Annotated in this window: 20 protein-coding genes; 4 read left to right on the plus strand and 16 right to left on the minus strand. The window is 55.9% G+C overall.

Features of this window, described 5'->3' with window-relative positions:
• Positions 1 to 3: 3 nt before the first annotated feature.
• The 12 genes from VHE34_RS29965 to VHE34_RS30020 are packed head-to-tail and all read right to left on the minus strand — an operon-like array spanning position 4 to position 9,869.
• Positions 4 to 438 carry a GPW/gp25 family protein gene (locus VHE34_RS29965; RefSeq protein ID WP_325595054.1) on the minus strand — a complete coding sequence of 145 codons (435 nt, stop codon included), beginning with the start codon at positions 436 to 438 and terminating at the stop codon, positions 4 to 6.
• A gap of 15 nt (positions 439 to 453) precedes the next feature.
• Entirely contained in the window at positions 454 to 717 is a 264-nt protein-coding gene (locus tag VHE34_RS29970) for a PAAR domain-containing protein (RefSeq protein WP_325595056.1), read from the minus strand.
• A gap of 43 nt (positions 718 to 760) precedes the next feature.
• A complete protein-coding gene (gene vgrG, locus VHE34_RS29975) occupies positions 761 to 2,536 on the minus strand; it encodes a type VI secretion system tip protein VgrG (RefSeq protein ID WP_325595058.1) in 1,776 nt (591 codons plus the stop codon).
• Between the two features lie 5 nt (positions 2,537 to 2,541).
• The gene (locus tag VHE34_RS29980; protein WP_325595060.1) at positions 2,542 to 3,249 is read right to left on the minus strand and encodes a hypothetical protein; all 708 of its coding nucleotides are present in this window, start codon (positions 3,247 to 3,249) and stop codon (positions 2,542 to 2,544) included.
• Positions 3,239 to 3,421 carry a DUF5908 family protein gene (locus VHE34_RS29985; RefSeq protein WP_325595062.1) on the minus strand — a complete coding sequence of 61 codons (183 nt, stop codon included), beginning with the start codon at positions 3,419 to 3,421 and terminating at the stop codon, positions 3,239 to 3,241. Before VHE34_RS29985 ends, VHE34_RS29980 begins: the two co-directional genes overlap by 11 nt.
• Before the next feature lie 17 nt (positions 3,422 to 3,438).
• Positions 3,439 to 3,894 carry a phage tail protein gene (locus tag VHE34_RS29990; RefSeq protein ID WP_325595064.1) on the minus strand — a complete coding sequence of 152 codons (456 nt, stop codon included), beginning with the start codon at positions 3,892 to 3,894 and terminating at the stop codon, positions 3,439 to 3,441.
• An 18-nt stretch (positions 3,895 to 3,912) separates the two neighbouring features.
• Positions 3,913 to 4,383 carry a phage tail protein gene (locus tag VHE34_RS29995; protein ID WP_325595066.1) on the minus strand — a complete coding sequence of 157 codons (471 nt, stop codon included), beginning with the start codon at positions 4,381 to 4,383 and terminating at the stop codon, positions 3,913 to 3,915.
• 27 nt (positions 4,384 to 4,410) lie between these two features.
• Positions 4,411 to 5,328, minus strand: a complete 918-nt coding sequence (locus tag VHE34_RS30000; protein ID WP_325595068.1) for a hypothetical protein — start codon at positions 5,326 to 5,328, stop codon at positions 4,411 to 4,413.
• A gap of 18 nt (positions 5,329 to 5,346) precedes the next feature.
• Positions 5,347 to 6,363, minus strand: coding sequence for a hypothetical protein (locus tag VHE34_RS30005; protein ID WP_325595070.1), 1,017 nt, complete (start codon positions 6,361 to 6,363; stop codon positions 5,347 to 5,349).
• 33 nt (positions 6,364 to 6,396) lie between these two features.
• A complete protein-coding gene (locus VHE34_RS30010) occupies positions 6,397 to 7,860 on the minus strand; it encodes a phage tail sheath family protein (protein WP_325595072.1) in 1,464 nt (487 codons plus the stop codon).
• A 45-nt stretch (positions 7,861 to 7,905) separates the two neighbouring features.
• Entirely contained in the window at positions 7,906 to 9,285 is a 1,380-nt protein-coding gene (locus VHE34_RS30015; RefSeq protein ID WP_325595074.1) for a hypothetical protein, read from the minus strand.
• Positions 9,282 to 9,869 (minus strand): DUF4255 domain-containing protein, encoded by a 588-nt coding sequence (locus VHE34_RS30020; RefSeq protein ID WP_325595078.1) that lies wholly within the window; start codon positions 9,867 to 9,869, stop codon positions 9,282 to 9,284. Before VHE34_RS30020 ends, VHE34_RS30015 begins: the two co-directional genes overlap by 4 nt.
• A 328-nt stretch (positions 9,870 to 10,197) precedes the next feature.
• On the opposite strand from VHE34_RS30020, the gene VHE34_RS30025 reads away from it, so the two are divergent.
• A complete protein-coding gene (locus VHE34_RS30025) occupies positions 10,198 to 10,614 on the plus strand; it encodes a hypothetical protein (protein ID WP_325595080.1) in 417 nt (138 codons plus the stop codon).
• Between the two features lie 77 nt (positions 10,615 to 10,691).
• Here VHE34_RS30025 and VHE34_RS30030 read toward each other — a convergent pair whose 3' ends face one another.
• The 4 genes from VHE34_RS30030 to VHE34_RS30045 all read right to left on the minus strand — a co-directional run bounded on the left by VHE34_RS30030 (position 10,692) and on the right by VHE34_RS30045 (position 18,017).
• Positions 10,692 to 13,070: an ABC transporter permease gene (locus VHE34_RS30030; RefSeq protein WP_325595082.1), complete on the minus strand. Its 2,379-nt coding sequence runs from the start codon at positions 13,068 to 13,070 to the stop codon at positions 10,692 to 10,694.
• A complete protein-coding gene (locus tag VHE34_RS30035; RefSeq protein ID WP_325595084.1) occupies positions 13,063 to 15,435 on the minus strand; it encodes an ABC transporter permease in 2,373 nt (790 codons plus the stop codon). The genes VHE34_RS30030 and VHE34_RS30035 overlap by 8 nt, the downstream gene beginning before the upstream one ends.
• A gap of 162 nt (positions 15,436 to 15,597) precedes the next feature.
• Positions 15,598 to 16,362, minus strand: a complete 765-nt coding sequence (locus VHE34_RS30040; protein WP_325595087.1) for an SDR family oxidoreductase — start codon at positions 16,360 to 16,362, stop codon at positions 15,598 to 15,600.
• Positions 16,363 to 16,373: 11 nt separating this feature from the next.
• Positions 16,374 to 18,017, minus strand: a complete 1,644-nt coding sequence (locus tag VHE34_RS30045) for a serine hydrolase domain-containing protein (protein ID WP_325595089.1) — start codon at positions 18,015 to 18,017, stop codon at positions 16,374 to 16,376.
• 65 nt (positions 18,018 to 18,082) lie between these two features.
• On the opposite strand from VHE34_RS30045, the gene VHE34_RS30050 reads away from it, so the two are divergent.
• From VHE34_RS30050 to VHE34_RS30060, 3 genes are all read left to right on the plus strand, one after another.
• Positions 18,083 to 19,876, plus strand: a complete 1,794-nt coding sequence (locus VHE34_RS30050) for a beta-N-acetylhexosaminidase (RefSeq protein ID WP_325595091.1) — start codon at positions 18,083 to 18,085, stop codon at positions 19,874 to 19,876.
• 99 nt (positions 19,877 to 19,975) lie between these two features.
• Positions 19,976 to 20,866: an SDR family oxidoreductase gene (locus VHE34_RS30055; RefSeq protein WP_325595093.1), complete on the plus strand. Its 891-nt coding sequence runs from the start codon at positions 19,976 to 19,978 to the stop codon at positions 20,864 to 20,866.
• A gap of 194 nt (positions 20,867 to 21,060) precedes the next feature.
• Complete coding sequence (locus VHE34_RS30060; protein ID WP_325595095.1) at positions 21,061 to 21,606, plus strand: DinB family protein; 546 nt, start codon at positions 21,061 to 21,063, stop codon at positions 21,604 to 21,606.
• Positions 21,607 to 21,608 lie beyond the last annotated feature (2 nt).

The raw sequence follows: 21,608 nt of genomic DNA on the forward strand, positions 1-21,608 counted from the left end.
TATTTAGATAGGCTGTAATGATTCTTTTAGATAATAGTCGTATACGTAGTTCAGCCGGGAATTCGTCTGGATGACGTCATACGTCACCGTGATCCGGAATTTTCCCGACCAGATATCCGTTGAATCCGCCGCGGTGACTTCCACGCTGACGACATTGATGCGCGGCTCGTAGAACAGGATGCTGTTGGTTACCCGGTCTTTCAGATATCCGATGAGGCTGGCATTCAGCGGCTCGAAAAGATAAGGTTGTAAGGCGCAGCCGTAGTTCGGCTGCATGACCCGTTCGCCCAGACTCGTGGAAAGCAGGATATTCAGGCTTTGCTCGATGTCCGTGACGCCGCTCACCATCTCTACCGTGCCGGCATTCCGGTCGAACGACGGCGGGAAGGCCCACCCTCGTCCCAAAAATCCCGGTTGTGCATCTTTCGTTGTACTCATGATCTTTTATTTGTGTTACCCGCCGATCTGTACCGTAGGCATCCCGCCCACGATGACTCCCCCATGCGCCGTAAGATCTCCCTGCCGAAGGGCCGGCCGCCCGCCGATCAGGACGGTCGTGCTGCCCATCGCTCCCACATCCGGCGGCCCCACACACACCATCATGTCCCCTACGACGGCCGCCGGCAACCCGCCGATCAGGACGGTCGCCACTCCCGGCCCCACCACCGGCCCCCCCACATGGGGAACGGGCCCATTGAACAGTGGACAGGTATGCATATCGGTTATTCTCGCTGCGGATGGCATCGGGTTTTATTGCTGGTTAATTAATATTCACAAGCGTGCCGCTGATCGACGCCACCCCCTGCGCGGACAACGTCAGCGCGGCGCCGGACATGCTCACCTGGGCGTCGCCCGAGAGACTGATCGACGGCGCCGAAATGCTCAGCGACGCTCCCGCCGAAAGGCTGAGGTCCGTGCCCGCTTTCACGGACACCGACAGGTTGGATTGCACGGTGATCCCGCTCGTATCCATCGTCACCTGGTTCTGCTGCTGATCGGTTATCTGTATCTGCTGGGAAGATTCGTCCAGCACGATGGAGTTCCCCGCAGGGGTATCGATGGTGATCTTTTTGGCGCCATCGTCGAATTGCACATGCATACCGCTCCGCGTCGTGAACCCCTTCTTGTCATTCGACTGCTCCGTAGCCAGCGGCGCCGGCTTCGCGCTGCTGTTCAGCATTCCCAGCACGACGGCTTCCCTGGGGTCGTCATTGATAAATCCTACGATCACCTCATCGCCAACCTCGGGCCGGAAGAAAGCGCCTCTCTTATTACCCGCATCCAGCGAAGCCATCCTCGTCCAGATACCGCTGGCATTGTTATCTATCGTCGGAAGCTTCACCTGTATCCTGTCCTGCCCCTCGGGGTCCCCTTCGAGCTTGACGGTAACGCCGATCTGCAGCCCGCGGATACCTCCCATCAACCCCGCGGCCTGCCGGTCATTGAGGTCCGGATAGGCTTCACTGTAACGGCGCGGGTCCAGCCCGAACTGGATATGACTGTCCCATGAACCCGAACCCACCTCCTGGCGTACGGCCGTCACCAGGACATTGCCCGTGAACCGGGCTCCGACCCCGCTGATCTTTAATACGTCGCCGGGCTTTATACCCGCGAAACCCGTGCATTTCGCCCTTCCGCAGATCTTGGCGATCCTGCTCTTCAGCATCTGCCCGTCCACCCAATCCTTCAATTCCTGCTCCGGCAGATAACCGCTATGACGCAGCTCGAAAGCAGACAGGTCGATCGTTCCGGCAAGCGTCGTAGCCGTGATATTGCCCGATTCCACCCAGCCGGGAACCCCATCCGTATCCGCCTTGAACAGCTGCTGATCATGATAATCCCAGGACTTGGCCTCCACACTCTTCCACTGGGTCCGCGCATCCATCTCCGCCTCGAATTCCAGCAGGGAAGAACCATAGTTCACTTCCAGCACAGGACTGCCGTTCGTGGTTGGACGCCGGATCGAGATCTTGCCGTCGATGACATTCACCAGCATCGCATTGGCTTCTGCCCGTAAGAGCATAAAATCCCAATCCGTCAAATGGTGTTGCACCAGCTCCGGATGTTCATAGGACGTCGGCTGCAGATCGCTTTGAAGATGCGCATGCGGTTGTATCAGCTGGTCGAACAACGCGCTGTCCTTTATATTCGTATAGTATTTACTGTGACGGCCAACGGCCATGCGGATGGCCTCGTCCCGGCACTCGAGGATCAGCTCGCCGTTCCCGTTCTCCTTTACGCGGACGCTGTGTTTGACGATGATCCCCTTGAAGGAGTTGACATTCTTCCCATCTCTCCCGATATTCACCTGGATCGGGGTGCCGGGCGCAAAATCCGTCTTGTCGCTCAACGGGAAAGTGCTGCGGCTGGGGTCCCCGTCCCTGAACACCACCCGCGCCATCGGGATGCGGTTGAATTCCCGGGTGACGACCAGGCTTTGCAGCTCATAGCTGGGGTCCGCAGGCGACCCGTTGATAAGGATCGCATACGTCACCGCATTATAGGTCGAGGCATTGGGGATGAACAATTCGGCCATAGGGTTTAACTTTTAGGCAAAGGAGGAAAATTGAGTTTCTGACCCGGTGAAAGTCTCCGAATCGTCGTCAGGTTGTTGGACGCCCCCACCATCAGGAAATAACCGGGTTGCGTATAGATATCGAAGGCCAGGTTATCCAGCCGGTCCCCTTGCTGCACCGTCCGCTGATGCGTGAGGTCGGGGGAAGAGAATTGCGCGATGGCCGCCCGGGCCGCATCCGATTCCGTCTTGGTGAAGGTCGCGCTGATCTTTACCCGCAACGGGCTGCCATCCGGTCTGAACAGCGTGTGATTGATGTCCACGCTGGAAAGGACACAGGGGAATTTGATCTCGGTGCCCCAGTAGACGATCAGGTAGTTCGGCTTGTGGGTGATCCCGTCGAATTTATACGCGCAATTTAAAAAGGCTTCCAGCTCTTCATGCACGGAATTGGTACCCGGGGGATACGCATAACCCTGCACTACTCCCGTCCCGTCGAGCACAAAATCCAGCTTGAGCTGCTCCGGCTGGCTGGACTTATACCCCGCATCCGTTCCCGGCTGCCCATGCGCCACCCGTGTATCCAGGTTGACGGTCAGATTCCGGGTAAAGGACTCCGGGTTTATCGGCGTGCTGAAGTCCAGGTCCGGCTTCTTTTGCTGGAAATTCTTATCCAGGTAACAGTGAATGATCAGTTTGGATAAGCTGTTGCTGGTCGGATTGCTATCGCTCATATTTGTCTTTTAAGATTTCCAACACCCTCTCCAGGCAGGCCTTGATGATCTCCTCCTGCGGGGGAACCGTGTTGTTCGTTTTACTGTCGTCGGTCTTGCCGCCCTCCGAAGGAGAGCTTCCTTTCGAAAGGACCGTAGCCTTGATCACCAGTTCGCGTACCTCTATTGGCATATTTTCCAGATATTGACTCAGTCGTTAAAGACGAGTTGGTTATAGTTCAGCTCCAGGGTCTCTATAAGGATCTCTCCCTGCGTGGCATTTAGTTCTCCGACCTTCCAGCTCAACGGCCATACATTCGACGCCGTCCAATGCAGCAAAGACTGATTCTTCTCATCCAGCAGTTCGATCAGCACCGTCGGCAATGGGTCGATCGTCTCATTGTCGAAACAGCCCTTAATGTACTCGATCAGCGCCGACTGGTCCTGGCTAAGTAGCCCTCTCTTAAGCACCAACGGCCCGTACTTCCTCCGCGTGGGCACGACATGCGTGTAATGATTGACCCCTCCTTCGACGATCGTTTCCGTTTCAAGGGTCGCGTCGAGACCGCTGACGGACTGAAAACCGATATCCGTTCGGGTCTTGGTATCGAGATAGAAATTGACCCGGAAACAAAAATTTACCGTTGGATAAAAGCTCGTAGCCATAAGTCTCCTTTAAGACGATCAGATCTGTATCCGCAATCCCTCGTGCGCCAGCTCCATCGTTTCTATCGCCACTTCATTGGCATCGGCCTTCAGGTCCGTGGACTGCACTTTGGTCGGCCAGGCATTGGCCACCGTCCAGGTGATGACGGCCTTATGCGTTTCGTCCAACAGCTTGATGGTGATATCCCGGCGGTATTTCTTGGCCGGGCTCTGGTCCGCCTCCTGGAACAGGAAGGTGTTGAGCCACAGGTTGTACATCTCATAGTCCCCGAGAAAAGTACCCCGCTTGAGCGTGATGTTCGTGTACTTGGTGAGCCCCGGCTGCATTGTCTTATGATACAGCTTGTAATGCCCTTCCCGGTACTGGATCACCTCGGTCTCGAAATCAAGCCCGCTCACCTCCGTAAAGCCGATACGCGTCCCTCCCCAATCCACTTCGAAATGGAATTTCGGCAGAGGGTAAGTTTTTGTAGGATCGTTTGTTGCCATATTGATTCAGTTTAAAGTATAGAGAATTTAACACCTGGCCGTCTGGCCTACTTCGCTCAATGCCTTCTGCAGGCTCTGCATCCCGGCCTGCAAGGATAACTGCCGCTTCGTGAGCCGTTGCCTGGACACCGTCAGCTCGTCCATCTTTTTCTTGTCCTTGTGATACAAATTGTCGATCATCTTGTAATAGTGGGTATTGCAAAGCGGGAATTGCAATATCGGAAACAGGCAATCCTTTTCCCAGTCAGGCTCATCCTCATCCCGGCATTCGCCCTCGATAGGCCCGCAGGTTACCCCGCAATGCAGGGTCTCTGACCAGTCGATCAGCAGCCGCTTGAATCCGCAATTGTCGCAAATCTCCCAGTGGAGCTGCTCGGCCATGGCCAGGGCGGCCATCACCAGCTTGAGAAGATTGTCCCGGGTGGCGATCAGCGCCGCAAGCGCCGTCGCATAATCGGCAAGCGCCTTCCCGATACCCTGAGTAGCGGAAATGGAAGATGGGTTGAGACACTTGAGGCAATTGTTCAGACAGTCATATTTGGTCTGCAGACAATCCACCTCCACATAGAACTCCCGGACCATACAGAACAGGATGCGGATCGCCTTCACGGTAAACTCCGTGTTGATACAGATATTCACCACCTGGGCTTCGATCACTTCCAGCTGATGGCATACTTTCCTGGCCAGCTCGTTGGCGCTGGTGAGCTCGTCGAACCAGGTCTTCAGCCTCGTCGTTCGCGCCGTGATGATGTCCAGGTGCTTCTGTACATACTGCAGCTCCTTTGTCACAAGGTTGTATTCCCGGGTCGTTCGGATCAGTTCCCATTGCCAGGTGTTATAACAGCAGTCGGAAGAGGGATCGGGAGGCGCCGGCTTTTCACAGCATTTGCAGAACATGTCCTTATCCCATTTCTTCGGACCGCATGTTTCATAAATTGCTAACATATGAAATAGTTTTATTGATCAGGAATGGACGGACTTCTTGTCCGCTTCACAATAGGTGTTCTTGACTTCCGTGCAGATCTCGCAGATCTCGCATTCGCACTTCTTAAGCCGGGGCTCGCAGACGTCCTCTCTTCGGGGCACCACGCAATCGCACCACGGCTTGCAGAAGAATTCGAGGGTGGAGTAGGCGGCGTCGCAGTCGCTGATGGCCGTGAACTTGTTGATCCCCGACACCGTGGCGTCCGTCATCGCAGTGATAAGATCGGCCTGCAGCGTCGTCAGCTCGCCCTTGCGGGTATTGGCCGCCGTTTGGATAGCCGTGATTAAGGCCTTGCTCGCATCGGCCAGATTTCCCTGTAGCGGGGTCAGCGAAGCGATATTCGAGAAGGTTTGGATGCCGATCACATCCGCGGAGGCCGACACCAGGTAGTCGACGTCGAAGACCAGGCACTTCTTCGGCACATGAATCAGCTCATTGTAGATCTTCTCCGCATCCTTGCAGGCCTCGGGCCGTTCGATCGGGGGACCATTGGGATCGGGTTTGCAATTCTCCACATTTTTCCCCGTCAATAATGCCCATTGACCCGCATTGCATTGGTCGTTCCTGAAATTGTCCAGGTTGGACGCCTGGTCCCGCAACGCCGACACCTTGGTCTTGACGTCCTTGATGGCTGCCAGGATATTCTTCAGCTGGGTATACAAGGCCGTACTCTCGGTGTTGTAGGTGGCGACATTGGTCTTGAACGTGTCGTTGGTCGCCTGCAGCCGCGTATCGACGACGATATCGATGTCCCGGTAGATGCGGTAATTCCGCTCGGTCCACATAAAGGTCTTTTTCTTCTCCTGGAAGAGATCCTCTTTTTGCTCGAAATCTTTCGTAGCGACTTCCTGGTTGCTCTCCGCGGCGTCCTTCGCCTGGCAATACACCTGTATCAGGGCGCCCAGGCTCTTTTTGGTGGCGGAGTCGTGCTCTTCACACTTGCAGGGATCATGTTTCCTCGGGGGATCCTGTTGATTATACGAGTTCGATGCCATAGTGGGTTATTTTTTTTGGTTGAATAGTATGGTTTATGATTCGCTTAGCATTTTCTGGACGAATTGCAGGATAATGAACTCGGCCGGTCTCACCGCCGCCATCCCGATCTGTACGATCATCCTTCCCTCCCAGAGGTCGACTTCCGTCATCGTTTGACCAAGGCCAATATGGATATAGAAGGCTTCCTGCGCCGTGGTGCCCATCAGTGCCCCGCTCTTCCATTGCTCTGTGAGGTAAATGCTGATCATTGCCTTTACGCGGACCCAGGTGTTGGTGTCGTTCGGTTCGAAAACGAACTGGGCGCAGGCGTTCTTTACCGACTGCTCCACCATCGTAAAGAATCTTCTCACCGGGATGTACCTCCACTCGTTGTCGTTGCCGGCGAGCGTCCTGGCTCCCCAGATGATGGCCGACCCCCTGCCGGGGAAATACCGGATGGCGTTGACGGACAAGCCGCCCGTGGGGTCCACATTCAGGTCCCCCTGGTCGAAATTGTTGATCTTCACTTCCAGGTCAAGACCGTCGATGATGTTGATGTTGGCAGGGGCCTTCCAAACGCCCCGGGCGTCGTCCGTCTTGGCATAGACGCCGACGATCGCGCCCGCCGCCGGAAGCAGCATCTGGAGATTGGCGCCCGTAAGCGCATTCTTCGCGATATTGTAGTATTGATTGTTCCCCTGTTTTAGCTTGGCCATCGTGTCGCTTCCCTCCGGCGACCCGGTGATGGCAACCTTTGTCTCGTCATATCTGAACTCGATCCCGGTGAATATTCGGGGGAAATACACGGCCGCGTACTTCAGATCGTCCACCGTGCCGGAAAGCCCGCCCGTGGAAGGATTGCCGCCGATGGGCGCATTGCGCATCTTCTTTACGTCGGTCTGCCAGCCAGGGGTGGTGTTGTCTATTTTCGCCGGGGTCCCAACCTTGTCCCGGTACAGGTCCATGACGGTAAAGCGGTCCTGCAGCTTCACACACTGGGCGATTGCCTTCGTATGCAAAAGATAATATGACGCGTAGCTGGATAGACCCATGGAATCCGGGAAAACGATAAGGGTACAATCCTGTAGCTTCTCTATAGCGTCAAGCCCATTCTGCAGATCGTCCTCGCTGATGCTTCCATCGGCCGTATACTTGTTCACCGATACGATATAACACTCTCCGCCGCCATTGTCGAAAAATAGCTGCAGCGCATAGTACATCAGGAATTTCGATCGTTTGTTCTCGTCGACGCTCGCGATCGGAACGATATTCCCCGCGCTGTCGGTCGAAAAGGCCACACTCAAACCGGCATCCTGCGCGGCCAGGCCGAAATAGCGCTGGTAATCCATGATATTCTCGATCATAAACGGGACCAGGTGCAGATCCGCGTCCTTATACTGCGTATCCTTCTCCGTATACCCGATAAAGGCGGGTATCGCCGTCGGCACCGAAACGATCGAAGGCGGCAAATTGGGTATCTCCTGGATATACACACCGGGGATGGTTGGCTGATTCATATTTGATGCTTTTTTGAATAATCTGGTTTATAATATAATAATGGTTCAATTGACGGGGAATAAGGTTGAAGCCGCGACCGGGATATTGGAGAACGACTGGTTCGCGCTGATCACCGGGAGCGTTTCAAATTCCGGGTTGGGGAGAAAATGATAGGTGTCGTCTGCCTCATTGAGGAAATAGCCGGCCCGGTAGGTAATGAATCGCGGGGTCTTGGTTACCAGGTTCGCACCCACGAGGTCCAGGAACACATCGTTCGGAGCCGCGGGAGCCTTCAGCTGCCCGCCTTCATCATTCTGATAACGCCAGTAGGTGAAACGGCTCTTCAGCCAGATCTCGAAGATGCGATGGGGGATCGTAGTACCGTCGGGTTTCGTCTGCGTCACGAGTCGTCCATCCGCATCGAGTAAGTTGTAGGCCGGATCGCTCACGGTCCTTTGTATCTGTATCCAGCCCCATTCGTCGCCCATCGCCTCGGTGCGGAAGATCACCGGCACCTGCCGGCTATAGCCGTTGTCGCCCGTCACGAACAAGGTATACAGGATGGCGTCTCCAACGCCCGAATCGGGAAGGGTATTCAGCACCGGCGGCGGGATCAGGGCGGGCGGCTCCATCGCATCGGGCGGCTTCTTTAGAAACGGACGATAATCCAGCATCACCCTGCCCAGCCGTACCGGATCGGTAAAAACCTGCGTGGTTATCGACGTTCCGTTCGCATCCCTAAGCTCGATCACGGCATTACTGACATTATCTGCCGCTGAAAAGCTATAGTAGGATCTTGGCGATACAACCAACCGGTCCGGCTCGCCGCTGAAACCCTCTCCCTTGAAGTGCACCCATCGGTCCTTGTTCGAGGGATTGCCCACGTTATAAAAATAATAGGCTCCGGTATCGTCGACGCCGAAATTGGCCAGCTCGCCTTGCTCATAAGGATAGCCGGCGACCAATGCCGGCAACGGCGAGGATAACGACGGAGAGACCTTTGGACCGAATACCCGCTCGTTGCTGAAATATCGGGCGGCTTTCACCGCCCGCTGCATCCGCGCATTGGTGATCTGATCCAAAAAAGATCGGGTCTCGGTAATTCCGATAAGCAAATTCAGATTGTCAGGCAGGCTGACGACGGGTGTATATACGGTGTTTCCCCCCGCAATCCCCGATTCGGTCACTTCCACGACCACCTGGCAGCCACTATAGCTGGCCACCAGTCGCAGATGATAATTATTGAACACGCTTTGCTGCTGAGGACTCAGCGTGAAGGTAACGTCTTCATTCACGGGGCTCACATCCGTCGAGAACCGGCTAAGCAAAAAATTCATCCGGTCTTCTTGCGCCGGAAGATCGAAGATGGCATTGCCCTCCGGGTCCGTCAGGTAGAACCCGTGCAGCAGCTTCACTTCGAATAATATTTTATACAGCGTTCTCATCCCGTGATTCCGGTTTCTACTCCCAGTACCGGCGGCACTTCGCGCAACCTCTTACGTTCCGTTATCGCCACCAGCCTTAGTTTATACATGACGAAGGGAATCTGCCTCCCGCCCAATGATCCCCATAAATGATTCAGCTGCTCGAATGTGAGGGTGTAGATCTCCATCGTGAATTTCAGGTCCAGCAGATCGGGATCCGCATCTATCGCGCCGGTTACGGACGATCCATAGGAAAACGAATTCTTCGACTGAAGGAATTGTACCACATAGGAGATCCGCTTCAACGCAAAAATGTATTTGTCTCCCCAGTAGTTGCTCGTAAAAAGCACATAGAGGTTCAGGAATACCGGCGGATTCTCATAGGTCACGTTGAAAGGCGGATTCCTTTTTATGGCCGGTTGATTCTTTAGTGTGCTTTCCTCTTCCACATTCACGACGGAAATGATGATGTTGTTAGGGAGGTTATCTCCATTGGGCGTTTCCAGCAGTCCAATATTATCGACTACCACGGTTGCCGTGGCGTCCTTGATGGTGAGATAATTTTGCAGCTCCTGTTGGAGCAAAGCAATAGCTGCGTCAATCATATGACCAGATTGATCGGTAATAAAATGGCCGGAATAGGCAGAATAAGGCACCCATAACGCTCGCACCCGTGTAGGCGCAAGGTTACACACATACTAATTCAGGGTCTGTGGGGTAACCGGAAAGTGGTGAGGTGATTAAGTAGATGTAAAACTTAACTGGCGCGGATGGTTTATGAAATCTTTGCGAAGCTTTTACGAAGGTTAGAAAAATATTTTAAATAAACAATGGGGAAAAACCCATTTTGGATAAGTATTATTACGCAATTTTTAACAACCGGTCAGGCAACGCCTGCACTCTTTTCTGCGTCTACTATGCCAAATTGTTAACGTGAAGAAACACCAACTTACTTTGATCATGGGCGTCCTATGCGCCGGACTCTCAATGCTTTTCACCGCCTGCAAAAAGTCTGCCGAGCCCTCGCCATCCCGGACTATCTGGTATATTTTGTACACAAAGGAGGATTTTGCCAGCGTAAAAGACACCATCCGCTTCCGCCTGCGGATGCAAACGACCGGCACCACCGGAAGAGTACTCCTCGACTCCAGCATCGCACCGATGAAGGTCAGCGAGATCCCCGACTCCCTGCACCGCCTCGTCTTCACAAAAAACGTTCCCCCCGGCCACGAACACGACAACCTCGTCGTCGGTTTCATCTACGACATCGATAATGTAGGGGAAAGCTGGTTCCTCGACAGCAGCACCGCCGGCCAGCGAACCAAGACGGTCGAATATAGTTTTAGATAGGCCGGCCACAGGCCGGCCGGCCGAAGGCCCATCATTAGTGGTTCAAAAATGGCACAGCAAAGCTGTCCATTCGTATTCTACTCGCTACGCAGCGACCGCACCGGGTTCGCCCCCGCCGCCCGCAGCGTCTGCCACCCCACCGTGACCAACGCCACCCCCACCGCAAGCAATCCCGCGACCACAAAGGTCCACCCCGAAATGGTCGTGCGATACGCAAACCCCGCCAGCCACTGATGCATCGCCCACCAACCCAACGGCGCCGCAACCAGGTACGCAATACCCACCAGCCCCAGGAAACTCCGCGACAACATCGCAAACAACGAGAACACGCTCGCTCCAAGCACCTTCCGGATGCCGATCTCCCTTACCCGCTGCTCCGCCGTGAACAGCGACAGTCCCAACAAACCCAAACAGGAAATGGATATAGCCAGCAGCGCAAAGAGAACGGACAATCGCCCCGTCACCTCTTCGCTCTTATACAGCGCCGCATACTGCGCATCGGCGAATTGATAGCTGAACGGAAACGCTGGGTTCAGCTGCCGGTACAACTTCTCGAGCCCAGCCAGCGCGACCCGTGTCTGCCCCGGCTTCGTCCTTATGACAACCGTCGAGAACCACTCGTTCTTTCCCTGGAACAGCGCCAACGGAAGCATCGTTTCCTGCAACGACTGGAAATGAAAATCCTTAACGATCCCTATAATATGCAGCGGATAATTATATATCTTAAGCGTCTTCCCGATCGGGTCCTTATAACCCATCAATTTCAAGGCCGTCTCATTCAGGATCACTCCATTGCTGTCCGTGGGAAAGTCCGCCGAGAAATCCCGGCCCGCAACCAGCTCTATCTTCATCGTTTTCAGAAAATCGCGGCCGACGGACTCGTGGATAAATCGAACCGTCTCATTCGGGTCCTTACCTGTCCAATTTATACCCAGGGTCCCGTCGCCAAAGCTGGTCGCACTACCCCCGGAGAACAGCGTCAGCTGAGCCACACCCGGTAATCGCGAGCCCTCCGTCTGCAACACCCCCAGCTTCTTTCCCATTTCGCCCTCGATCGGCAGGTAAAGCAAATTTTCCCGGTCATAACCCAGCCGGGCGTTCCGCATATAGTCGATCTGCTGCGTAATCAATATCGTCGCCAGGATCAGCACGATCGATAGCGTGAACTGGAACACCACAAGCCCCTTCCGAAACAGCGCATCTCCCCTCGTCCCCGAAGGTAGCGCGGCCTTCAACACCCGGATCGCATTGAACCCCGACAGGTAGAACGCCGGATAGCTCCCCGATAACAGCCCCGTCAGCAAGGTAATGCCCGCCAGGCTGACCCAAAATTGAGCATCCCCGGCCGGCAGGACGATAGCCTTCCCCGTTAGCAGGTTAAAGGCCGGTAACGCCATCGCGACAAGCACCAGGGCCAGCGCCGCCGAGAAACACGCCATCAGGATCGCTTCGCCGATAAACTGCCGGATCAGCAGCCCGCGCACCGCACCCATCACCTTCCGCACGCCGATCTCCTTAGCCCGCTTGACGCTCCGCGCCGTCGTCAGGTTCATGAAATTGATACACGCAATGACAAGGATGAACAATGCAATAAGCCCGAACAGTCGCACATAGGCGATCCGCCCGCCCGTCGGCACTCCCGCAGCATCGAAATCCGAATGCAGGTACCGGTCGCCAAACCGCTGCAAAGCCAGGTTGATTTTGACCTTCTTGTCTTCTGTCGGGAAATCGTCCAGCAGATGACGCATCTTGGCCTCCGCTACCGCAGGATCGACACCGGCCTTCAGCAGGACACAGGTCGAATTGTCCACTGCCGCAAATCCCGTCGCCCACTCGTTCCCATCTTCTATATATCCTTTCCAGGACATGACAAACTCGCCGGGATAGGACACCCGCGGTCCAAAGTCCTCATAGACCGCCCGCACGGCGAAATCTTTTTTATTATTATAGCGCACGGTCTTGCCGATAGCCGCATCCGCACTGCCGAACAAACCGACCGCCATCCGCCGCGAGATCGCGATCCCATCCGGCGCACTCAACGCCTTCGTCCCACTCCCATTGATCAGCGGATAGCTGAACATCGAGAAAAAATCCGGCCCTGCAGCAAATCCGGCTTCCTTCAGCTTCTTGTCCCCGACACTGAACAAGCCCGTATAGCCCGACGCGATCGCGGTCGCGCCTTCCACTTCGGGAATATCCTTTTTCAACTCCTCCGCCAGCGGCCCCTGCGTCCAGTACCAGGACTGCAGCTTGGCCCCCATCTGGTTCTTCTCATAGACATAGAACAGCCGGTTCCCCTTTGCATGGAACCCATCCACCCCCCGCTCGTCCCGCACCCATAGAAGAATGAGCAGGCTGCACGCCATACCCAATGCCAAACCCGTCAGGTTGATCGCCGTAAAACCCTTTTGCTTCCAAAGGGTCCGCAACGCGGTACGCAAATAATTCTTAAGCATTTCTCAGACTTTTTACAGGGTTTACCAGCGCCGTCTTGACGATCTGGGCGCTGATCGTAATAAGAGTAATGGTAAGCGCCAGCACGGTAGCCAGGATAAATACGCCTGGCCCGATGCTCACGCGGTAGCTATACTTCGCCAGCCACCCATGCGCCAAAAAATAAGCCACCGGCGACGCTACCACGCAGCTGATGATCACCAGCAGCAGGAATTCCGTCGACAACAGTCGCCACAGCCGCCAGGGCGTCGCCCCCATCACCTTCCGGATGCCGATCTCCTTCGACCGCCGCTCGGCGACATAGCTCGCCAGTCCCAGCAGCCCCAGGCAGGAGATCACAATGGCCAGCGTGGCCGACAAGGCGGCTAGTTGACCCGCCTGCGCCTCTGCGTCGAATTTGTGTTCGTATTCTTCATCGACAAAATGATATACAAATGGATAGGCCGGGTTGTATTTTCCAAACACGCTGCCCATCCGTTTCACCCCGTCGGTCAGCGGCCGCCCCGGCGACAGCCGCACGAGGATGGCACTCGCCCATCCCGTGTTATAGACAAAAAGGGTAGGGACAGCCGCCTGGAAGGGAGACCCCATCACGGCATCCTGCACGACACCGATCACCCGCATCGGAACCTGTGTATAGTCGAGACTGATCAGGCTATTGACCGGATGGCTAAGCCGCAACCGTTTCACCGCCGCTTCGTTCAACACCAGGCTCATCGTATCTATCGGCCCTTTGAAGTCCCGGCCTTCTTTGATGGTCATTCCCACCGTCTTGAAATAATCATCGGAAACCGATGTCGTCGCCATCTCCAGCGACTCGTCCTTTTTTCTGCCCGGCCAGTCCTTGATGGCAAAGGATGCCGCAAATCCATCAAGTGAGGCCGAGGACTTGGTGACCGAGGCCGCCAGCCCGGATTGCAACAGCTCGTTTTTCAACGGCTCGTAATTCTTCGCCAGATCGGGACTGACATCGGCCGCCACAAGCCCGTTCTTATCGAACCCCGCCGGCCGGTTCTGCGCATGCCGCACCTGCTGATAAACGATCAGCGTCACGATGATCAACGCAAAGCTGCACGCAAATTGCACGACGACAAGCGTCCGCCGCGACCAGGCAGCCGGCTTCCCTGATGAAAACGTACCTTTTAATATTTTCACCGGCTCAAAACCCGAAAAATAAAAGGCCGGCCGGATCCCTGCCAACACGCCCGTGAGCAATACATAGCCGATCATCAACGCCCAAAAGACAGGATTCGAAAAGGGCATCTGCAACGTCACGTCAAACAGACTATTGAAGCCGGGCAGCGCCAGCTGCGCCAGCAATAGCGCGATCCCAAAGGCGATAAAAGCAACGACCAGCGACTCCGCCAGGAACTGCACGATAAGATCCCGCCGCTCCGAACCCACTACCTTGCGGACTCCTACCTCCCGCGCCCGCTTCTCGGATCGCGCCGTCGAAAGATTCGTAAAATTGATACAGGCGATCAACAACACCAGCACGGCGATAAAGCTATAGATGCGGACATATTCGATATAGCCGCCAACGGCCTCGCCGTTTTCGAATTGGGCATACAACCGCCATTTGGCGAAAGGATGCAGGACCACCCCGATCTTCGCCGTGGTGGGATGTTCGTTATCTTGCTGAAGATCATGGACCAGCCGCCCCACCTGCTCCGGCGAAGCATTGGGCTCCAGCCCGACATAGACCGGATAGGAATGGTTCCCCCAGTTCGTGCGGCTCTGCTTCACCCAATCGGCGTTCTGCTCATCATAGCTGAAAGGGATGATAAAGCTGAATTGAAAAGAAGAATTTCCCGGCGGATCCTTTACCACGCCAGTCACTTTCAGGTCATGCGTATTCTCATAGCGCACTATCTTGTTGAGCGCATCCGCCGAACCGAACAAGGCCTTGGCTCCGGACTGCGTCAGCACGATCGAGTAGGGGTCCCGCAAAGCGGTGGCCGCATCCCCCTCGACAAATGGAAAAGGAAAGATATGGAAGAAATCGGCTCCCATTGCACCCCCCCTCAGGTACAGCTTGCGCTCCCCCGCCGTTAGCCCATGCTGACCCAACCAATCGGATTCGGCCACATACCGGATCCCCGGCACCTGGCTGCGAAGTGCATCCGCCAGTGGCAGCGTTGCCCCGCTTTGCGTCTGGATATGGTCTTTGTAGTCGAAGTTCAGCTTCACCTGGTACGCCTGCCGGTAACCCGGCAGGAAACGGTTATAGGAATACATATACCAGGCCCAGAGCCCGATCAGCAGGGCAACGGTCATCCCAAGAGCCAGCCCCGAAATATGGATAAAGCTGAAGAGCTTGTCTTTTTTAAGATTACGCCAGGCGAGCTTGAAATAACTTTTGAGCATATCTTTTCGCTGTAAAAAGAATGCCGCTTTTGTATCCTATTAATTATCAGTGATAAACAATCGGCCCAAGTACCCGGATTGTCCGCTTTCGATACGCCCGATGTCCGGCCCTAACGCAACCCGCTCCCACAACCCCAGCCCGCACGTCCACCGGCCACACCGTCATATCCCCTTCGCAGCCATCCCCCCGTCAACCACAATATTCTGCCCGGTGATATAGGAGGCCCGATCCATCGCGAGAAACGCCGCAGCCGCGGCCACCTCCTCCGCCTGCGCCACCCGGTTCAGCAAGGTGCGGTCGATGATCCGTTGAAATCGCTCCGGCTGCTGCAGCACCTTCTCCACCAGCGGCGTGTCTGTATACCACGGCGACACCGCATTGACGCGAATCCCAAACCGCGCCCACTCCACCGCCAGGTTCCGCGTCAGCTGGATCAACGCCGCCTTCGTCATCCCATAAGGTGCGCCCGACCCCACATCCACGCTCCCCGCCACCGACGCCACATTCACCACACTCGCGCCCGTCCCCTTCAGCAGGTAAGGATAGCAAAGCCGGCAAAGCTCCACCGCCGCAAACAAATTCACATCGAAGATTTGCAGGTATTCCGCCGGTTCATATTCCACCACCTTCTTCCGGATATTCGTCCCAACGTTATTGACCAGCACATCCAGCGCACCCCACCGCTCCTCCACCGCCGCCCCGATCCGGCGCCGGTCCGCCTCCACACTCACATCCCCCGCCAGCCCCGTCACCGCCCGGCCCTCCGCCTGCCACAACCGTACCAGCTCCCCCACCTCCTTCGCATTCCGCGCTACGATCATCACCTCCGCCCCCAGCTCCAAAAACTCCTCCGCGATCGCCTTCCCGATCCCCTTCGTTCCCCCCGTTACAAGGGTCCTCTTGCCCCTCAAGTCCCATTTTTTCATGGTTGTAAATTTTAAATTTTCTCAAACCGTATATTCCTGCTCCTCCCCGTCGACACCAAAAACCCACTCACCTTTCCCTTCTTATCCCTCTCCACCTCCACCAAAAATGGTCCCGTAAACACATCCCGGATAAAGGGCATCAGCTCCGCCGCCTCATTCCTCGGCGTCTTCACCCGCAACGTATAGTCTTTCATAATAAGAGAATACTTCACATCCAGCTCCTTGCTATAGTAAGTCCCCACATACTCCTCCAACCCCTTCAGCGACACCGCCACCTTCTTCACCTTCCCCATCGTCCTGTCGCGCATCCCTGCTGAATGTAACACCAGTGTAATGGAGTCCTCCAAAACACGAAACCGGTATTCCGTACCATTATAAGAAAACACCGAATCGCTCATTGCCCGTAAAAGATTCCCATTAACACTCAGCATCCCGCTGTTCAAAAGAGTCGCCGCAACCATTTCCACCTTCATCCTCGCCTTGGTAACATCATCAAAATAATCTCCCGCCCATTTCGCCGCCCTCACCGTATCCACGACAACGTCCGGCACTGCATCCCTGCCACCCACCGGCGGCAAAAACAAATCCGCCACCTGCCGGCATCGACTCGCGGGATTGATATCCCCCAAATTCGCCAGCACAATGACAGAAAAATGCTCCTCGGGAAAACGCAGGAAGTTCGCCCGGTACCCCGCATCCGCCCCCGAATGTTCTACGATCCGCCGCCCCTTATATTCCCCAAGCACAACACCCGACGCATAGTTTTGTACAGCGCCGTTATTGAAAGTCCCCGGCTCCAACATCGCGTTGATAAACGCCCGTCCACCCACGGCGGCCGTATAAAAATTCTCATCCCATTTCGCGAGATCACCCACCGTAGTGAAAAGACTGGTGGCCCCATAAGTATCGAACACCGGGATACTTATCGCCCACCTTCCCCCATCCCGTACATACGCCGACGTTCGGTTCGGCACGATCTCGCTGTGGTCGCTGTGAAAATGGGTCGAGCCCATCCCCAACGGCTGAAAGAACACCGAGTCGGCATACCGCCGCAACGAAACCCCCGTCACCCGCTTAACGACTACTCCCAACAAGGTATAACCGGTATTGCAATAAAGATATTCATCTCCCGGCCGGAAGTTCAGGCCCTGCTGCCGCTGCAGCATCTCCAGCACGTCGTCCTCCGTGATCAGGTCCCCATCCCGCCAGCCGGCAAGCGCCTGCAGATCCCACTGATCCCGCAACCCGCTTGTATGATGCATCAAATTCGCCAGCGTGATCGGATGCCCAAAATCCGGTACCTCCGGTACCCACTTCCGCACATCGTCATGCAACGACAGCTTCCCTTCCAGTGCCAGCCGCTGGATGCAAGCCGCAGTGAACTGCTTGGAGATAGAGGCCACATGGAAAATGGAGGCCGGGGTAATGGCGATGGAATATTCCATATTGGACATGCCATATCCACGCGTATAAACCACTTTTCCATTCTTCACCACTGCCAGCGCACAGCCCGGAGAATTGGTCTTGTCCCACTCACTAAACACCCGGTCGATTCTTTTAGCAAGCGAATCGCTCACCTGGCTGAAGCCGCGGCCAGACACTACGATCAACAGCAGACACACGACGACCCGTCGAAGGAAGGGGGAAGGGACCATAGACAACATTTTACAGAAAGGTAGGAAAATTCTAAATTCACGGTTCATTCATAAAATTGCCCGCTATGTCCATCGTTCCCCGACTCTCATCATTGCTTGTTGGCATCGTGTTCTCCGGCACGCTGCTCGCCCAGAACGTCCATATCATTCCCGAGCCCGTTTCCGTCAAAGAGCAGCCCGGTCATTTTACGCTCACCGCCGCCGAAGATCTTCTCCTGCAACAAGGTAAAGGGGGCAAACGCATCGTCTTCACGACGCCTGCCGACCGCAACGTCCTCGGAGAAGAAGGGTATACCCTTGTCGTCACTCCCTCGGCGATCCGCATCGGCGCCAACGGCGCTGCCGGCATGTTCTATGCCAGGCAGACCCTCCTGCAACTGATACCCGTCGGCGCAACGCCCGGCCAACCCACGAATATTCCCTGTGTCGAGATCACGGACTACCCCCGCTTCGCCTGGCGCGGTCTGATGCTCGACGTCAGCCGCCATTTCTTCACAAAGGATGAGGTCAAGCACTATATCGATGACATGGTGCGGTACAAATACAATACGCTTCACCTCCATCTCAGCGATGACCAGGGCTGGCGGATCGAGATCAAAAGCCTGCCCCAATTGACGCAGCATGGAGCCTGGCGCGTAGCCCGCACCGGTCGTTGGGGGGAATATCTTCCGCCTCTCGCCAATGAGCCCACGCCCTACGGCGGCTTCTATACCCAGGAAGAAATGCGCGACATCATCCGTTATGCGGCCGAACGTCATGTGACCATTCTTCCGGAGATAGATATCCCCGCGCATAGCCTCGCGCTGATCTCCTCATATCCCAATCTTTCCTGCACCCAGCTGCAATACAGCGTCAACCCCGGTGCGCGCCCTCCGATCCGCGAGGACAATGCCCTCTGCATCGGCAATGATTCCGTATATATGGTGCTCGACAAGATCATCACCGAAGTGGCCGCCCTTTTCCCCAATCCTTATATTCATATTGGCGGTGACGAGGCCTACAAAGGTTTCTGGGCCACCTGCCCCAAATGTCAGAAAAGGATGCACGACGAGAATCTCAAGAACGTCGACGAGTTGCAGAGCTATTTTGTGAAGCGTATAGAGACCATCGTCAATTCAAAAGGCAAGAAGCTGATCGGTTGGGATGAGATCCTCGAGGGCGGTCTCGCTCCAACCGCAACGGTGATGAGTTGGCGCGGAATGTCCGGCGGCGTCGCCGCGGCAAAGATGAACCATCCCGTGGTCATGACCCCCTGGGATTATGTCTATATTGATCTCTACCAGGGAGAGCCTACAGTTGAGCCGCCCACGTATGGGATGTGCCGCCTCAAGGATTCCTACACCTGGGATCCTGTCCCCGACAGCGTCGACGAAAAACTGATCCTCGGTGGCCAGGGCAATCTCTGGTCCGAGTCTGTCCCCACTTTCCGCCATGCCGAGTATATGACCTGGCCCCGCGGCCTCGCCCTTGCCGAGGTCTACTGGAGTCCGAAGAAAGCCCGCAACTGGGATGACTTCACAAAGAGAATGGAGCAGGAGTTCAAGCGGATGGATGCCGCCGGAATCAAATATGCCCGCAGCGCCTTCAATCCCATCCTTATCCCCAAACGGCTGCCGGGCGGCGAGCTTACCGTAGGAATTACCACCGAGATCAGCGGCCTGGACCTCTATTATACCTTCGACCAGACAAATCCCGATTCCACCTATCCCAAATATGACGGTACGCCAGTGCGGTTCCCTATGGGCGCCAACCAGATCAATGTCGTCGCCTATCGCGACGGGCATCCCATCGGAATGCAGATCGGTGTGAAGAAGGACGAGCTGATCAAACGCGCCGCCGAAGGACATCACGTCTACTAGTGAGGTGGGTGAGCCCCACAACAAACCATGTTTGAGCTTTTAAACAAAGCTGCCGCCCGAAAATGAACCGAACTTTGAGCCATCAAAAAATCAATGATCATGGCAAAAGTTTGGTTCATTACCGGCAGTTCCCGCGGTCTCGGCCGCAGCCTCACCGCAGCAGTACTCGCAACCGGCGACAAAGTCGCCGCCACCGCCCGCGACCCGAAACAATTAGACGATCTCAAAGCCCAATACTCCGATCAGATCCTTCCGATCGCGCTCGATGTCACTGACGACGCGCAGATCGCAAAAGCCGTCGGGCAGACCCTCGGCAAGTTCGGGCGCATCGACGTCCTCGTCAACAATGCCGGCTTCGGCATCACCGGCGCCGCCGAAGCCTTCTCCGACGACCAGGTCCGTAGCCAGCTCGAGACCAATTTATATGCGCCAATCGCTGTCACCCGCGCGGTTCTGCCCATCATGCGCAAACAGCGGTCGGGCCGCATCCTGCAGGTCAGCTCCGTTGGCGGTCGCGTCGGCAACCCCGGCCTGACCATGTACCAGGCCGCCAAATTCGGCCTCGCCGGTTTCTCCGAAGCCCTCGCAAAAGAAGTGGCGCCCCTCGGTATCCACGTCACCTCCGTTGAACCCGGTGGCTTCCGCACCGACTGGGGCGGCGCCTCGATGACCTTCGCCCCCGATGTCGAAGGGTACGAAGCCAGCGTCGGCGCGATCCGCAGCTTCCTCCGCAGCGGCATCTATGTCCCCATGGGCGATCCCGACAAGGCAGCAAAGGCGATGATCAGCCTCGCCGACGAACCCCAGCCCCCCGTCCACCTCGTCCTCGGCAGCGAAGCCGTCGCCCTCCTCCAGGCCGCCGATGCCACCCGCAAAGCCGAACTCGAAAAATGGCTCCCCATCAGCCGGTCCACCGACCACGACGACGCCGTCAACTTCTTCGACACCGACGGTGGCCGGGCGTTCCTCAGCCGCTCCCAAGCCAGGTAGGTTTTCCAATCAGTCGACATCTCCGGTCTCCAGCGCCCGGTCCGTGTTTCTTTACGGACCGGGCATCCCTCATCTATAAGGAAACCAAATATCTCGACAAAACTGCTAAATAGCACGCCCTCCCGGCCGCCTGTCAAACACCGGCAAACGCCGCCCCCGGAACCCCTATATTTGAAAAAAAACAATCGCTCACCATGCGTAAACACCTCGTTCCCATCGCCATCCTCCTCATCAGCGCAGCGCTGCCCGCCGCCGCACAGCAAGCCCCGCAAAAAGAGGCGACGCTGAGATCCATCCTCCTCGAACAGTTCCGCAACACCTGGAACAAAGAGGACTGGTACGTCCCCGTTTCCATCGCCGTCGAAGGCATCACCGCCAAACAGGCCATGTGGAAACCCGCCGACTCCAGCCACTCCGTCGCCGAGCTCGCTTATCACATCATGTATTGGAACCGCGAATCACTCGACAAATTCTATGACCGCAAACCCGCGCCGTTCAGCGGTAACAACAACGAAACATTCACCGCTGTCACAGAAGCAACCTGGACCTCCACCATCCAGCAGCTCAACCAGGTCATGTCGGATTGGGAAAAAGCCATCGAGACCGCCGATGAAGCCAAACTGAAAAAATGGGCTTCCACCATCGATCATATCAACACACATACCGCCTACCATACCGGCCAGATCTTATACATCCGTAAACTCGCCGGCAACTGGGACGCCAACAAAGGAGTAAAATAAGA

Origin of the sequence: Puia sp., from assembly GCF_035546395.1 — a bacterium.
Lineage (GTDB): Bacteria > Bacteroidota > Bacteroidia > Chitinophagales > Chitinophagaceae > Puia.